This window comes from Streptomyces californicus, assembly GCF_000717645.1.
Classification (GTDB): Bacteria; Actinomycetota; Actinomycetes; order Streptomycetales; family Streptomycetaceae; genus Streptomyces; species Streptomyces californicus.
In genome coordinates this window covers 133,352-147,670 of sequence record NZ_JNZZ01000018.1, presented here as the reverse complement: position 1 = coordinate 147,670, position 14,319 = coordinate 133,352, and the positions used below count along the sequence as shown (strand labels likewise).

Annotated in this window: 12 protein-coding genes and 2 pseudogenes; 5 read left to right on the top strand and 9 right to left on the bottom strand. The window is 70.4% G+C overall.

The features are described 5' to 3' along the window. Positions 1-413: 413 nt before the first annotated feature. Both IF19_RS1000000138415 and IF19_RS0123965 read right to left on the bottom strand, forming a co-directional pair. Positions 414-745: pseudogene (locus IF19_RS1000000138415) on the bottom strand (DNA-3-methyladenine glycosylase); the annotation flags it as partial. 34 nt (positions 746-779) lie between these two features. Further along, positions 780-1,408 (bottom strand): annotated as a pseudogene (locus IF19_RS0123965) (DNA-3-methyladenine glycosylase). A gap of 141 nt (positions 1,409-1,549) precedes the next feature. Between IF19_RS0123965 and IF19_RS0123960 the strand changes: the two are divergent. The 3 genes from IF19_RS0123960 (at position 1,550) to IF19_RS0123950 (ending at position 3,607) form a co-directional block, all read left to right on the top strand. Next, on the top strand, positions 1,550-2,332 hold the full coding sequence (locus tag IF19_RS0123960) for a sporulation protein (RefSeq protein ID WP_030117459.1): 783 nt from the start codon (positions 1,550-1,552) through the stop codon (positions 2,330-2,332). A 90-nt stretch (positions 2,333-2,422) separates the two neighbouring features. Then, on the top strand, positions 2,423-2,959 hold the full coding sequence (locus tag IF19_RS0123955) for a YbhB/YbcL family Raf kinase inhibitor-like protein (RefSeq protein ID WP_030117458.1): 537 nt from the start codon (positions 2,423-2,425) through the stop codon (positions 2,957-2,959). 138 nt (positions 2,960-3,097) lie between these two features. Then, the gene (locus IF19_RS0123950) at positions 3,098-3,607 is read left to right on the top strand and encodes an HNH endonuclease (protein ID WP_030117457.1); all 510 of its coding nucleotides are present in this window, start codon (positions 3,098-3,100) and stop codon (positions 3,605-3,607) included. Positions 3,608-3,715: 108 nt separating this feature from the next. Here IF19_RS0123950 and IF19_RS0123945 read toward each other — a convergent pair whose 3' ends face one another. From IF19_RS0123945 to IF19_RS0123930, 4 genes are all read right to left on the bottom strand, one after another. Next, positions 3,716-4,489 carry a sulfite exporter TauE/SafE family protein gene (locus tag IF19_RS0123945; protein ID WP_030729678.1) on the bottom strand — a complete coding sequence of 258 codons (774 nt, stop codon included), beginning with the start codon at positions 4,487-4,489 and terminating at the stop codon, positions 3,716-3,718. Between the two features lie 78 nt (positions 4,490-4,567). Then, entirely contained in the window at positions 4,568-5,575 is a 1,008-nt protein-coding gene (locus IF19_RS0123940) for an SPFH domain-containing protein (protein WP_030277484.1), read from the bottom strand. 164 nt (positions 5,576-5,739) lie between these two features. After that, positions 5,740-6,168 (bottom strand): NfeD family protein, encoded by a 429-nt coding sequence (locus IF19_RS0123935; RefSeq protein WP_030117453.1) that lies wholly within the window; start codon positions 6,166-6,168, stop codon positions 5,740-5,742. Positions 6,169-6,272: 104 nt separating this feature from the next. After that, positions 6,273-7,070 (bottom strand): ABC transporter ATP-binding protein, encoded by a 798-nt coding sequence (locus IF19_RS0123930; RefSeq protein ID WP_030117452.1) that lies wholly within the window; start codon positions 7,068-7,070, stop codon positions 6,273-6,275. A gap of 145 nt (positions 7,071-7,215) precedes the next feature. Between IF19_RS0123930 and IF19_RS0123925 the strand changes: the two genes are divergently transcribed. Then, the gene (locus IF19_RS0123925) at positions 7,216-8,007 is read left to right on the top strand and encodes a hypothetical protein (protein WP_030120074.1); all 792 of its coding nucleotides are present in this window, start codon (positions 7,216-7,218) and stop codon (positions 8,005-8,007) included. 238 nt (positions 8,008-8,245) lie between these two features. On the opposite strand, the gene IF19_RS0123920 is transcribed toward IF19_RS0123925, so the two are convergent. Continuing rightward, the gene (locus IF19_RS0123920; RefSeq protein ID WP_030117449.1) at positions 8,246-8,890 is read right to left on the bottom strand and encodes a response regulator; all 645 of its coding nucleotides are present in this window, start codon (positions 8,888-8,890) and stop codon (positions 8,246-8,248) included. After that, a complete protein-coding gene (locus IF19_RS0123915) occupies positions 8,883-10,028 on the bottom strand; it encodes a GAF domain-containing sensor histidine kinase (protein ID WP_030117448.1) in 1,146 nt (381 codons plus the stop codon). Before IF19_RS0123915 ends, IF19_RS0123920 begins: the two co-directional genes overlap by 8 nt. Positions 10,029-10,527: 499 nt before the next feature. On the opposite strand from IF19_RS0123915, the gene IF19_RS0123910 reads away from it, so the two are divergent. After that, complete coding sequence (locus IF19_RS0123910) at positions 10,528-11,280, top strand: transglycosylase SLT domain-containing protein (protein ID WP_030117447.1); 753 nt, start codon at positions 10,528-10,530, stop codon at positions 11,278-11,280. Positions 11,281-11,408: 128 nt separating this feature from the next. Here the strand turns inward: IF19_RS0123910 and IF19_RS0123905 are convergent, their stop codons facing one another. Next, positions 11,409-14,003 carry an ABC transporter ATP-binding protein/permease gene (locus IF19_RS0123905; protein WP_030117446.1) on the bottom strand — a complete coding sequence of 865 codons (2,595 nt, stop codon included), beginning with the start codon at positions 14,001-14,003 and terminating at the stop codon, positions 11,409-11,411. Positions 14,004-14,319 lie beyond the last annotated feature (316 nt).

Sequence of the window (14,319 nt, the reverse complement as noted above, 5' to 3'; positions counted from 1 at the left end):
GTCTTGCGTTTCCGACTCTATCAGACTCTTTCGTGTCCGATTCCCGGTCGAAGCGGGCCCTGCGATCCTGCTTGTTTCGCTTTCCAGGTCTTCGCTTTCACGTTTTCCCTTTCCAGCGACTCCAACGTTACCAGACTCTTTTTCGTTCCGTTTCCGGTCCGAATTCGATTTCCGGTGGCCTGTGGAGTGGCCTTGCCTTTCGGCGTGTCCGCTACGTTAGCCGATTCTCTTGGCAGCTCATAATCGAACCGTTGGAGCGAATTACGGGCATGCCGAATTCGCACCCGCCAGGGTGAGGATCGTCGGTAGTGGTGTGGCCGCTTCGAGTGGCTCGGTTCGGTCCGATGGACTGTGCCGAGAGCTGTACCCGTGTCAAGCGGCTCGGACTACATTAGGCGTCCGTCCAGCGCGCGTCAAGCCGCCTTGTGGCTCGGACGACGACGCGGGGCATGGGCTCGGTAGGGGCTCACCGTCGGGTCGCCGTCGATCCATGAGCGCCACGGCGGGTACGCGGCGGCCCCCGCACCAGTGGGGGCGCCGCCGCGTACCTGGTCACGGGGCGGCGGAGTGCCGTGCAGGATGGACAGGACCGGGGCGGGGACGCCGAAGAGGTCGCTGCCGTTCAGCTCGCGCTCGACGTCCAGGGCGGTCGCAAGGCGGGCCGGCCTTTGGCCAGTTCCTTGTCGTTGCGGGCCGAGAGGCGTCGTTCACGGGCCGGGTCGCCCCCGCCATTGATCTCGCCGGCTCACCGGCGAGCCGTGAGCGAGGCGCACAGCGGCTCAGGCTTCGGCGGACGGCTTGGCTCTCGGGCTCAGTCGGTACGCCGAGACCGTTGGATCATCGGCGCGGTAGAACCGGTGCTGCCAGTCGTGGGCCTTGCTCACGCCAACCCGAGGACCGACCCGGATGAGCGCGGCAGGTACAGGCTCCCCCTCGGACAGCATGACCGAGGTACCCGTCAGGAGGTCTGCGCCGTTGCACTCTGCCGTGATGCCGAGCGCCTGGCCGACGTTCCCCGGACCGCGGGCGAGACGTGGACTCTCGACCTTCGCTCCTCGCCGCTTGCGTGCCAGCTCTTCCCCCTCGATGACCCTGCCTGCCCGGATGAGGACACCGGAGGCGATGCCGTCCGTACCGGTGACGACGTTGGCGCACCAGTGGAGACCGTGGGACCGGTAGACGTAGAGGTGTCCTGCGGGTCCGAACATGGTGGCGTTGCGGGCGGTGCGGCCCCGGTAGGCGTGGGACGCCGGATCAGCCATACCGGAGTAGGCCTCGGTCTCCGTGATGGCGATGCTCACGGTCCCCTCGGAGGTCTTGCGGGTGAGGACGGTCCCGAGCAGCTTGGGGGCGACCTCTTCGGCAGGATGGGCAAGGAAGTCGATGTTCATGCTGACCGCCTTGCCATGTCGCGGTCGAAGAAGTCCCGCGTCGGAGGGGTGCGGTCGGGGCTCTTGGTCATGCGGTCCGAGGGTACCGGGATCGTCCGGACGGGAACCGGCTACCGTCATGGCGCGTATGTAGGGGTCAGGACCTAGAAGGAGTGACTATGGGCTTCAAGCGGCTGCTCGCGAGCATGGGCGCCGGTGGCGCATCGGTGGAGACCGAGCTCACCGAGGTCAACGTCGTCCCCGGCGGCATCGTCCAGGGCGAGGTGCGTATCCAGGGCGGCTCGGTCGCCCAGCAGATCGAGGGCCTGAACGTGGGGCTCCAGGCACGGGTCGAGGTCGAGAGCGGGGACCAGGAGACCAAGCAGGACATCGAGTTCACCAAGCAGAACCTCGGCGGCGCCTTCGAGGTGCAGGCCGGCGCGGTGCACGTGGTGCCGTTCGGCCTGGAGATCCCGTGGGAGACGCCGATCACGATGTTCGGCGGCCAGCACCTGCGCGGGATGAACATCGGGGTGACCACCGAACTGGAGATCGCCCGCGCGCTGGACTCCGGTGACCTGGACCCGATCAACGTGCACCCGCTGCCCGCGCAGGAGGCGATCCTGGACGCCTTCCGTCAGCTCGGCTTCGGCTTCCGCAGCGCGGACATGGAGCGCGGCCACATCCGGGGGACGCGTCAGCGGCTGCCGTTCTACCAGGAGATCGAGTTCGTCCCGCCGGCCCAGTACCGCGGGCTGAACCAGGTGGAGCTGACGTTCGTCGCGGACGACCGCGAGATGGACGTCGTCCTGGAGATGGACAAGAAGCCGGGGCTGTTCAGCGAGGGCAGCGACTCCTACCGCGCGTTCAAGGTGGGTCTGCACGACTACCAGCAGACCGATTGGGCCGCCTACCTCAACCAGTGGCTCGCGCAGGTCGGCGGTCAGCGCAACTGGCTCTGACCGGCGGCGGTACGCCGTCCGGAGCGAGGACGGTAGTCCCCCTACAGTCGGGGAAGAAGGCAGACGAACCGATCAGGAGAGGTGCGAGACGTGACCGAGCCGAAGAGGGCCCCGCTGCCGCATGACTTCCACCCGGAGGTGCCGGCGTTCACCGTCGTGAGCGACGACCTCGCTCCAGGGGCCGTACTGGGTGACGCCCAGGTGCAGGCGGCCGGGAACACCTCGCCGCAGCTGCGGTGGGAGGGCTTCCCCGAGGGGACCAAGAGCTTCGCCGTGACGTGTTTCGACCCGGACGCCCCGACGGGCAGCGGATTCTGGCACTGGGTGCTCTTCGACGTCCCGGTGACGGTGACCGAGCTGCCCGCCGGTGCGGGCAGCGGGGAGTTCAAGGGGCTGCCCGAGGGCGCCGTCCAGGCCCGCAACGACTACGGGTCGAAGGAGTTCGGCGGGGCCGCGCCGCCGGCCGGCGAGAACCACCGGTACGTCTTCACGGTGTACGCGGTCGACACCGAGAAGCTCGGCATCGACAGCGACGCGTCCCCCGCGGTGGTCGGATTCAACCTCCGGTTCCACACGCTGGGCCGCGCGCAGCTGGTCGGTGAGTACGAGGCCCCCGCCGGCGATTAGTTCGTCCGCTGTTTGCCCTGCTCTGGTCTTGGAGAGATCAGAGCAGGGCATTTTTTATTGCGTTGTCCATCGCCGCCCGCCCGGACAGAGTTGATCCGGGCCTGCCAGGGGGCGGGCGGCACACGGGAGGTGGGCAGGATGCGTGACACGCTGGTTCTCAACGCGAGCTTCGAGCCACTGTCGACAGTGACGCTCAACCGTGCGGTGGTCCTGATCCTGACGGACAAGGCCGTCGTCGAGCAGTCGCATCCCGAGCTGCGCATGCGTGGTGCCGCCGTGGACATTCCGGCGCCCCGGGTGATCAGGCTCTGCCGGTACGTACGGGTGCCGTTCCGAAGACAGGCGCCGTGGTCCAGGAGGGGTGTGCTGGTCCGGGACCAGTACCGGTGCGCGTACTGCGGGCGGCGGGCGTCCACCGTCGACCACGTGGTGCCGCGGGCCCAGGGCGGGCAGGACACCTGGCTGAACACGGTGGCCTCCTGCGCGGAGGACAACCACCGCAAAGCCGCGCGGACGCCGGAGCAGGCGGGGATGCCGCTGCTGAAGCAGCCGTTCGTCCCCTCCCCCGCCGAGGCGATGCTGCTGGCGATGGGGGCGCGCGACCGGGCGGCGCTGCCGGAGTGGCTGGAGGGGGCGGAAGCCGCGTAGGGCGTCCGCGTGGTGCGCGGGTCACGGCTGCGGGGGACCGCGGCGTAGACCTCGTACGCCTCATGACGCAGAGGTGGACCCGTCCTCCGGGGGACGGGTCCACGTGTGTCAGCGGAGCAGGAGCTGGACGATGGCGGCCGTGCCGACGAGCACGATGAGGCCGCGCAGCACGGTGGGGCTCAGGCGGCGGCCGACCTTGGCGCCTATCTGTCCGCCGATGGCCGAACCGACCGCGATGAGAACGACGGCCGTCCAGTTGAAGTCGGCGACGAAGAGGAAGAACAGGGCGGCGATGGTGTTGACCACGGCGGCCAGTACGTTCTTGACGGCGTTGAGGCGCTGCATCGTGTCGTCGACGAGCATGCCCATCAGGGAGAGGTAGATGATCCCCTGGGCGGCGGTGAAGTAGCCGCCGTAGACGCTGGCGAGGGTCAGGCCGACGAACAGGAGCGGGCCGCCGTCGGTGCGGGGCGTGGTTCCGGTGTGCTCGCGGCGGCGCTGGACGGCTTTGCTGATGCGCGGTTGCAGGATCACCAGGACGAGCGCGAGGGCGACCAGGACGGGGACGATCGTCTCGAAGGCCGTGGAGGGCAGGGCGAGCAGCAGGGTCGCCCCGCAGAGGCCGCCGATCGCGGCGCCGACGCCCAGCTTGAGGACGCGGCGGCGCTGACCGGCGAGCTCCTTGCGGTAGCCGATGGCCCCGCTGATGGAGCCGGGGATGAGCCCCAGGGCGTTGGACACGGTCGCGGTGACCGGGGGCAGCCCGGTGGCGAGCAGGACGGGGAAGGTGATCAGGGTGCCTGAGCCGACGATCGTGTTGATCGTGCCCGCGCCGACTCCGGCCGCGAAGACGGCGAGTATTTCCCAGATGGACAAGGCCATCTCCTTCGGTGGTCAGTGACGCCTCCCCGCCATGAAGGTCGAGGGGCCTCACCGATCATGCACGAAGGGGGCGCCGGGTCAGGAGACGGGGGGTTCCTCGCGGCGCTCCATCGCGGGGGCGGGGATGGAACCGTGCGTGCCGGCGCCGTTTCCTCCGTTCCCCCCGTTGCCGCCATTGCCGCCGTTTCCTCCGGTGTTGAAGCCGGGGACGCCGCCGCCGAGGTTCCCGAAGGCTCCGCTGAGGCCCTTGAGGGCGTCGCCGATCTCGCTGGGCACGATCCAGAGCTTGTTGGCGTCGCCCTCGGCGATCTTCGGCAGCATCTGGAGGTACTGGTACGAGAGGAGCTTCTGGTCCGGGTCTCCGGCGTGGATGGCCTCGAAGACCGTGCGGACGGCCTGGGCCTCGCCCTCGGCCCGCAGGGCGGCGGCCTTGGCCTCGCCCTCGGCCCGCAGGATGGCGGACTGCTTCTCGCCCTCCGCGGTGAGGATCTGGGACTGCCTGATGCCTTCGGCGGTGAGGATCGCGGCGCGCTTGTCGCGGTCGGCGCGCATCTGCTTCTCCATCGAGTCCTGGATGGAGGTCGGCGGCTCGATCGCCTTCAGCTCGACGCGGTTGACGCGGATGCCCCACTTGCCGGTCGCCTCGTCGAGGACGCCGCGCAGGGCCGCGTTGATCTCCTCGCGGGAGGTGAGGGTCCTCTCCAGGTCCATTCCGCCGATGATGTTGCGGAGGGTGGTGACGGTGAGCTGCTCGATCGCCTGGATGTAGCTGGCGACCTCGTAGGTCGCCGCGCGTGCGTCGGTCACCTGGTAGTAGATGACGGTGTCGATGTTGACGACCAGGTTGTCCTGGGTGATCACCGGCTGGGGCGGGAAGGGCACCACCTGTTCACGGAGGTCGATCCTGTTGCGGATCGAGTCGATGAACGGGACGACGATGTTCAGGCCCGCGTTCAGGGTGCGGGTGTAGCGGCCGAACCGCTCCACGATGGCGGCGCTCGCCTGCGGAATGACCTGGATCGTCTTGATCAGGGCGATGAAGACGAGCACCACCAGAATGATCAGAACGATGATGATCGGTTGCATCGTGTCTCTCGTGCCCTTCGGTTGGCCGGCGGATCGCGGTGATCGGGGTCGGTCCTCGACTGAGCGTGGTGGGCGGCCGGTCGGGGCCGCTTCCGGTGCTCACGAAGATCGACATGATCGACTTCGAGTCTGGCAGACCTGGGCCCGCCCCGTGCGCGGTTCGGTCACATGACGACGGCTGTCGCTCCGTCGATGTCCACGACATCGACCTGGCTGCCGGGTTCGAAGACCTGGTCGCTGTCGAGCGTGCGGGCCGACCAGACCTCCCCGGCGAGCTTGATGCGGCCTCCGTCGGCCGACACCCGTTCCAGCACGACCGCCTGACGTCCCTTCAGGGCGTCGATGCCGCTCGCCTGCCCGCTCTGTCCGGCCCGGTGTCTGGCGGCGATCGGCCGTACGACGGCGATCAGCGCGACCGAGACCAGGACGAAGACCAGGACCTGGGCGACGACTCCGCCGTCGAGGGCGGCGACGGCCGATGCGGCCACCGCTCCGACGGCGAACATGCCGAATTCGGGCATCGCGGTCAGGACGAGGGGGATGCCCAGTCCCACCGCGCCGATCAGCCACCACACCCATGCGTCGATGTCCACCCGGTCATCGTAGGACTGTCGGTGCGTCACCGACAGGGCGCACAGCGGTCAACTGCGGTGAACGGCCTGCGGATCGGGGGCGGCGGCCTGTTCCGGCGACCCGGTCAGGAGAGCGGGAGGCCGTGTGCGGTGTAGCGGTCGCCGGTGTGCTCGACGATGAGCGGGAGGCCGAAGCAGCGGGAGAGGTTGCGGGAGCTGAGCTCGGTCTCGATGGGACCGGCGGCGAGGACCTTGCCCTGGCGGATCATCAGGGCGTGGGTGATCCCGGGCGGGATCTCCTCGACGTGGTGGGTGACCATGATCATGGAGGGGGCCAGCGGATCGCGGGCGAGACGGCCGAGGCGGCGGACGAGGTCCTCGCGCCCGCCGAGGTCGAGCCCGGCGGCGGGCTCGTCCAGGAGCAGCAGCTCGGGGTCGGTCATCATGGCGCGGGCGATCAGGGTGCGCTTGCGCTCGCCCTCGGAGAGCGTGCCGAACCGGCGGTTCAGGTACTCGGTCATGCCGAGCCGGTCGAGGAAGGCGCGGGCGCGGTCCTCGTCGACGGCCTCGTAGTCCTCGTTCCAGGTGGCGGTCATGCCGTACGCGGCGGTGAGGACCGTCTGGAGCACGGTCTGGCGCTTGGGCAGCTTGTCGGCCATCGCCACGCCGGCCATGCCGATCCGGGGGCGGAGTTCGAAGACGTCGGTGCCGACGCCGCCGAGCCGCTCACCGAGGACGGTAGCGGTGCCCCTGCTGGGGAAGAGGTAGCTGGAGGCGAGGTTGAGGAGGGTCGTCTTGCCCGCGCCGTTGGGGCCGAGGATGACCCAGCGCTCCCCCTCCTTGACCGACCAGGAGACGTCTTCCACCAGAGCGCGTCCGTCGCGGACCACGGATACGTCCACCAGCTCCAGTACATCGCTCATGGCGCGTTGTCTCCCCATGCAGTCTCGTCGATCGTCGCGTGCCGGTGGGCACGGCTCCCAGGGAAAACCTACGCCACCGCGCGAGTGGATCGGGCGTGAGGTCCGCACGCCCGGTCCCGGCCCGGACGTTCCCTAGGCTGTCGGCATGCTTGTCGAACCACGTTCAGGGTTGTTGGCCGCTTGGGGAAACGCGCTTCTGGCGGGACTCGTCTCGCCGGACGGGGCGGCCCTCGCGATTGTCGGGGAGGACGCGGTGCACCGCGTCGAGGGGCTGCCGGGTGAGGCGGGGCCGGTCGGGCTCACGCTGGCGCTCGGCCGGCTGCGGGGTCTGGGGGTGACCGGTTTCCGGGTGGCGCTGCCGGTGCCGGGGCATCCGCTGGGGCTGAGCGGTCCGCCGGACTTCAACGCGCGGGCGCTGGAGGCCGAGGAGGCGGTGGTCGCGTACGGGGCGCCGTACGGGCTGGTGCCGGAGGTGTCCGAGGCCGGGCCGGAGGGGGACCTGCACGTCGAGGTGGTGTGGCGGGTGCTGCCGGTACGGGAGGCTCCGCCGGCGGACGTGCCGTCGCTGGGCGAGGCGGAGCGGGAGCTGGCCGAGGCGCTGCGGGACGCGACGGCGGTGCTGGCGCGGCTGGACGTGGCCGGGTCGGGTCCGGTGGCGGAGGCGGCGGTGGACGCCTACCGGGCGCGGGTGGAACGCGGTGACGGGCGCGAGGTGCTGGCGCCCGGGTACCCGCCGCGTGCGGTGCGGGTGCTGGAGATGGCGCAGCGGGTGGGGCTGCTGGTCTCGGTGGCGTACGAGAACGGGCACGGCGGCGCGGTGAGCGCGTCGGAGATCGCGGCGCGGGGGGAGGCGCTGCGGCCGGTGGAGCGGGTGGCCCGGCGGGCGGTGGTGGCGGCGTACAACGCGTATGTGGAGGGCGGGGAGGTTCGGCGGTAGGCGCGCTCGGCGGGCCCCCGCGCCTCTGCCCCGGGGCGGGGCTGCGGGGCCTGGGCTTATGCCCCTCGGCTTGCGCCCCTCGGCGGGCCTCTCGCTTGTGCCCCGGGGCGGCGGGGCCTGGGCTGTCCGCGAGCGCCGGACGGGCCGAGTGGTCCGGAGGAGAAGGCCGGGCCCCGGGGCTCCCGGGCGGAGGTTCCGTCCTCAAGCGCCGGACGGGCTCGCTGGGGCGGGGCCCCGGTCAGTCCGCCGCGCCGTGGCGTACCGCCCAGAGCGCTGCCTGGGTGCGGTCGGACAGGTCCAGCTTCATCAGGATGTTCGACACGTGCGTCTTGACCGTCTTCTCGGAGAGGACCAGGGCGCGGGCGATCTCCCGGTTCGAGCGGCCGTCCGCGATGAGGCCGAGGACCTCGCGTTCCCGTTCGGTGAGGGTGCTCCCCCGCCCGGTGCCCGTGCCCGCCTCCTCCTGGGCCAGCAGTGCGCCCGCGACCTCCGGCTGGAGCAGGACGTGGCCGGCGTGGACCGAGCGGATCGCCCCGGCCAGGGCGTCCGGGTCCACGTCCTTGTACACGTAGCCGGAGGCTCCGGCGCGCAGGGCGGGGACCACCGTGCGCTGCTCGGTGAAGCTGGTGACGATGAGGACCCTGGCCGGGTTGTCCAGCTCGCGGAGGCGGCGCAGGGCCTCGATGCCGTCGGTGCCGGGCATCTTGATGTCCATCAGGACGACGTCGGGGCGCAGCTCCTCGGTGCGGGCCACGCCCTCCGCACCGTCGGACGCCTCGCCGACGACCTCTATGTCCTCCTGGATCTCCAGGAACGTGCGCAGGCCGCGGCGGACCACCTGGTGGTCGTCGACCAGCAGCACCCTGATGATCTTCTCAGCCACCGGGGACCTCCATCTCGATCGTGGCGCCCTCGCCGGGCTCCGAGGCAACGGTGAGTCGGCCGCCGACGCTGCTCGCCCGGTGGCGCATGGAGACGAGGCCGAGGTGGCGGCCCGCCCGCCGGACGGCGGTGGGGTCGAAGCCGCGTCCGTCGTCGCAGACGCGCAGGACGGTGGCGGAGCCGCGCCGGGTCAGCGTGACGGTGACGTGCTCCGCGCCGGAGTGGCGCAGGGCGTTGTGCAGGGCCTCCTGCGCGACCCGGAGCAGCGCTTCCTCCTGGGCGGCGGGCAGGGCGCGCACGCCTCGGCTCTCGAAGGCGACGTCGGCGGCGTGCGCCCGGTCCAGGACCTGGACCTGGGTGCGCAGGGTGGCGATGAGTCCGTCCTCGTCGAGTGCGGCGGGGCGCAGTTCCACGACGGCGGCCCGCAGCTCGTCGACCGCCTCGGCGGCGAGGTCGGCGACCTGTTGGAGCTCCCCCTTGGCGCGCGCGGGGTCGCGGTCGACGAGGGCGGCGGCGGCCTGGGCGGTGAGGCGGAGCGAGAACAGCTTCTGGCTGACGGCGTCGTGCAGCTCGTGGGCCAGCCGGGAGCGTTCCTCGGCGATGGTCAGTTCGCGGCCGCGCTCGTGGAGGCGGGCGTTGGTGAGGGCGATCGCCGCGTGCTGGGCGAGGATCGAGAGCAGCTCCTCGTCCTCGGCGGTGAAGCCGCAGCCGCCCTCGGGCTTGGGGCACAGCTTGTTGGCGAGGAACAGGGCGCCGATGGTCTCGTCGCCGTCCGTGATGGGCATGCCGAGGAAGTCGGACATGTCGGGGTGGGCGTCGGGCCAGCCCTCGAACCGGGGGTCCTCACGGACGTCCGCGAGACGTTCGGGGCCGGACCGGTGGAGCATCGCGGCGAGGATGCCGTGCTGGCGGGGCAGCGGGCCGATGGCCTTCCACTGGTCGTCGCTGACGCCGTCGACCACGAACTGGGCGAAGCCTCCGTGGTCGTCGGGGACGCCGAGGGCCGCGTACTGGGCGTCGAGCAGCTCACGGGCGGACGCGACGATCGTCTTGAGGACGTCGCCCACGTCGAGGTGCCGACTCATGGCGAGCAGTGCGGCACTCACCGCGGCGAGGCCCGACGGCGGGCGGTGACTCATGGGATCACCGTACCGGCGGGTCCCGGGCGGCCGTATCGGGCCGGGGACGGGTAGCGACGGGCGCGTACCTAGGTCCGGGCGGCACGACGGCTCGGTCGCGGGACGTAGGACCCCCGCGGTACGAGGCGCGTTCCAGGAGCGGCGCCTCGAGGAGGAGTTCGGGGGCGCGCGCCTCCTCCCACGGGATGAGGAACGTAACGCTCCGGATTGCTCCAGCAACGACAGGTGAGACGCCAGGGCGTCCGGTGTGAGCCCAGGCATAGGGCCCACGTCACGTACGAACGTGCCTAGTGGGTCGATAAGGGCGTTTTGACCAGGCGCACGTACGGGCCATTTCGGGCGAACGGGACCCTTGCCCACTACACGGCTTCGTACGTCACACCTTTGCCACAGGATTTTGCTGCCGCTAAGAATTGCTCTCGTCCCCGACGGAGGTGCGCATCACCGCCTCCGGTCTCGTCCTCCGTGAGGACACCTGAGTACGAAGAGGTAGCCCTACATGTCTGCGACTCGCATTCCCCGTCGTCTCCGTCGTCTGAACAAGGTCCAGAAGGCATCCGTGGCCGGTGTGTCGGCCCTGGGCGTCGCCGCCCTGACCTTCTCGCTCGTCCCGTCGAACGGCAAGGCGGAGATCGCCCCGCAGGCGGCAGCCGCCGCCGCGCCCGTCGCCCTCACCGGCGTCACGGGCTCCGCACAGGCCAAGACCGTGCAGGACAGCGTCATCGAGCAGCACTCGACCGCCGAGAAACTGGTGAAGGCCGCCGACGCCGCCAAGGCGAAGGCCGCGGCCGAGACCCGCGCCAAGGCCGCCAAGGCCAAGGCGGCGTCCGAGGCGAAGGACAAGGCCGAGAAGGCCGCCAAGGCCAAGGCGGACGCGAAGAAGCGCGCGACCGAGAAGGCCAACCGCTCCACCTCGCGCAAGCCCGTCTACGCCAACAACCTGGACGGCTGGATCCGCGAGGCGATGTCGATCATGAAGAAGGAAGGCATCCCCGGCTCCTACCAGGGGATCCACCGCAACATCATCCGTGAGTCCAGCGGCAACCGCTGGGCCATCAACAACTGGGACATCAACGCCCGGAACGGCATCCCCTCCAAGGGCCTGCTCCAGGTGATCCAGCCCACCTTCGACCGGTACCACGTCAAGGGCACCAAGAAGGACCTGTACGACCCGGTCGCCAACATCGTCGCCGCCTGCAACTACGCGGCCGACCGCTACGGCTCCATGGACAACGTGAACAGCGCCTACTGAGCCGCTGCTCCGCCGGGCGACGAACCGCCCGCCCCGGCCGTACCCATGCCTGAGGCCGGCACCCCGCGGGGTGCCGGCCTCGGCGTCGTACCGGTGGCGCGCCGCGGGGTTCGCGGCGCGGGCGGGACCTACTTGCGCATGACCTCGGGCTCGTGGCGGCGCAGCAGCCTGGCGACCGCGAAGGCGCAGACGAGGGCGATCACCAGCAGCACGAAGATGTTGATCCCCCACTGGGTCGCCGTGGCCTCCCAGAGCGGGTCCAGGTCGGTCGGGTTCTTCGGGTCCCACGGCGGCATCAGGTTGGCCAGGTCCAGCGTGGTGCCGGCCGCGGCGACGCCCCAGCGGGACGGCATCAGCCAGGTGAGCTGCTCCAGGCCGGGGGTCCCGTACACCTGGAAGAGGACGCCGGTGAACACCAGCTGGACGATGGCGAACATGACCAGCAGGGGCATGGTCATCTCGGAGGTCTTCACCATCGCGGAGATCATCAGGCCGAACATCATCGAGGTGAAGCCGAGGGCCACGATGGAGAGGCAGATCTCGACGGCCGGCGGCATGAACAGGCCCTCGGCCGGCAGGTCGCGGACGGCGAAGCAGATGCCGCAGAGGATGACGCTCTGGAACGCGGTGATCACGCCGAGCACGATCACCTTGGACACCAGATAGGCCGAGCGGGAGAGGCCGGTGGCCCGTTCCCGTTCGTAGATGACGCGTTCCTTGATCAGTTCGCGTACGGAGCTGGCCGAACCGGCGAGGCAGATGCCGACCGCGAGGATCAGCAGGATCATTCCGGACTTCCCGTTGAACCGGGTCGGCGGGGTGGGCGCGGTCAGGCCGAACTCCGCGGGGATGACCGCGCTCAGCACGCCGATCACCGCCGGCAGCGCCACCATCAGGCCGAGGAACGCCTTGTCGGAGGCGATGACGGAGGAGTAGCGGCGCACCAGGGTCCACAGCTGCGTGCCCCAGGTCTGCGGCTTCGGCGGCCGCATCTGCTGCGGGGGCGGCATGGTGACCGGCTGGGCGGCGACCGCGTCGATGTCGGCGGCGTACAGCTGGTAGTGCTGCGATCCGCGCCAGCGGCCCGCCCAGTCGTAGTCGCGGTAGTTCTCGAAGGCGGAGAAGACGTCGGCCCAGCTCGTGTAGCCGAAGAAGTTCAGCGCCTCCTCCGGCGGGCCGAAGTAGGCGACCGAGCCGCCGGGCGCCATCACCAGGAGCTTGTCGCAGATCGCCAGCTCGGCCACCGAGTGCGTGACCACGAGCACCGTGCGGCCGTCGTCCGCGAGACCGCGCAACAGCTGCATGACGTCGCGGTCCATGCCCGGGTCGAGGCCGGAGGTCGGCTCGTCCAGGAAGATCAGCGAGGGCTTGGTCAGCAGCTCCAGGGCGACCGAGACGCGCTTGCGCTGGCCGCCGGAGAGCGAGGTGATCCGCTTGTCCTTGTGGATGTCGAGCTTCAGCTCGGCGAGGACCTCGGTGATCCGGGCCTGGCGCTCGGCCTCGGTGGTGTCCGAGGGGAAGCGGAGCCTGGCCGCGTACTTGAGCGCCTTGGAGACGGTCAGTTCCTTGTGCAGGATGTCGTCCTGCGGAACGAGGCCGATGCGCTGGCGCAGCTCGGCGAACTGCTTGTACAGGTTCCGGTTGTCGTAGAGGACGTCACCCTGGTCGGCGGGCCGGTAGCCGGTGAGCGCCTTGAGCAGGGTGGACTTTCCGGAGCCGGACGGGCCGATGACCGCGATCAGGGACTTCTCGGGGACGCCGAAGGAGACGTCCTTGAGGATCTGCTTCCCGCCGTCGACCGTCACCGTGAGATGGCGGGCGGAGAAGGAGACCTCACCGGTGTCGACGAACTCCTCCAGCCGGTCCCCGACCAGCCGGAACGTCGAGTGGCCGACGCCGACGATGTCGTTCGGGCCGATGAGGGCGGAGCCGGACTTCTGGAGCGGCTGGCCGTTGACGTACGTGCCGTTGTGCGAGCCGAGGTCGCGGATCTCGTAGCGGCCGTCGGGCGTCGCGCGGAATTCGGCGTGGTGGCGGGAGACCTGGAGGTCGGAGACGACCAGTTCGTTCTCCAGCGCACGACCGATGCGCATGACCCGGCCGAGATCCAGCTGGTGGAACGTGGTCGGGCTGCGGTCGCCGTAGACCGGCGGCGCCCCCGCGGCACCGCCCTGTCCCGGTCCGGCCAGGTGTCCGGGGCTCTGCTGGTGCGGCACGCCCTGGTGCGGGGGCTGCTGGTGCGGGACCTGCTGCTGGGGCGCCTGCGGCTGCTGCCACGCCTGGGCCTGGGCCTGGGCTTGGTGCTGGGCCGGGGCCTGGTGGCCGGGCCAGCCCGCGCCGGCGCCCTGCGGTTGCTGGTGCGGTTGCTGAGCGGGCGCCGGTTGAGCGGCTGCGGCCTGGGCGCCGGCGGCTCCGGCGGCCGGCGCGCCGAGGCTCACCCGGGGCCCGTCCGTGGCGTTGCCGAGGTGCAGCACCGTGCCGGCGCCGATCTCGACCTGCTGGACCCGCCGGCCCTGCACATAGGTGCCGTTGGTGCTGCCGTGGTCCTCGATCGACCAACTGCGGCCGTTCCAGCTGATCGTGGCGTGCCGCCACGAGACCCTGGCGTCGTCGATCGTCAGGTCGCCCTGCGGATCACGCCCCAGGGTGTACGTCCTGGACGGATCGAGCGTCCAGGTGCTGCCATTCAATTCCAGTACGAGTTCCGGCACTCCGCGCCCCACTAGTTGTCCCCCGTGTTACCCCCGTCGCAGGGAGTCTAGGGATGCTGAACATCGTGGGGAACTATTCCAGGACCAGTCCCCTGTCGGAAAGTCGGACGGGTGAAGACCGCGCGGAGACCCGGCCGGATGCCCTGATATCGGGGGGCGAAAACGTCCGGATCGGTCGACGTCCGGATGAACATCGCATGACGGCCCGTAGACGGCTCAACAGCGCCATACCGCCCCATTGCGCGGCAGGCGGCGCGGCGGAGCGCAAGACCCGTACCGGCCAGTTCCGCGTCCCGGCCGCGCGTCCGGGCCGAGGACCGTCGCCGAG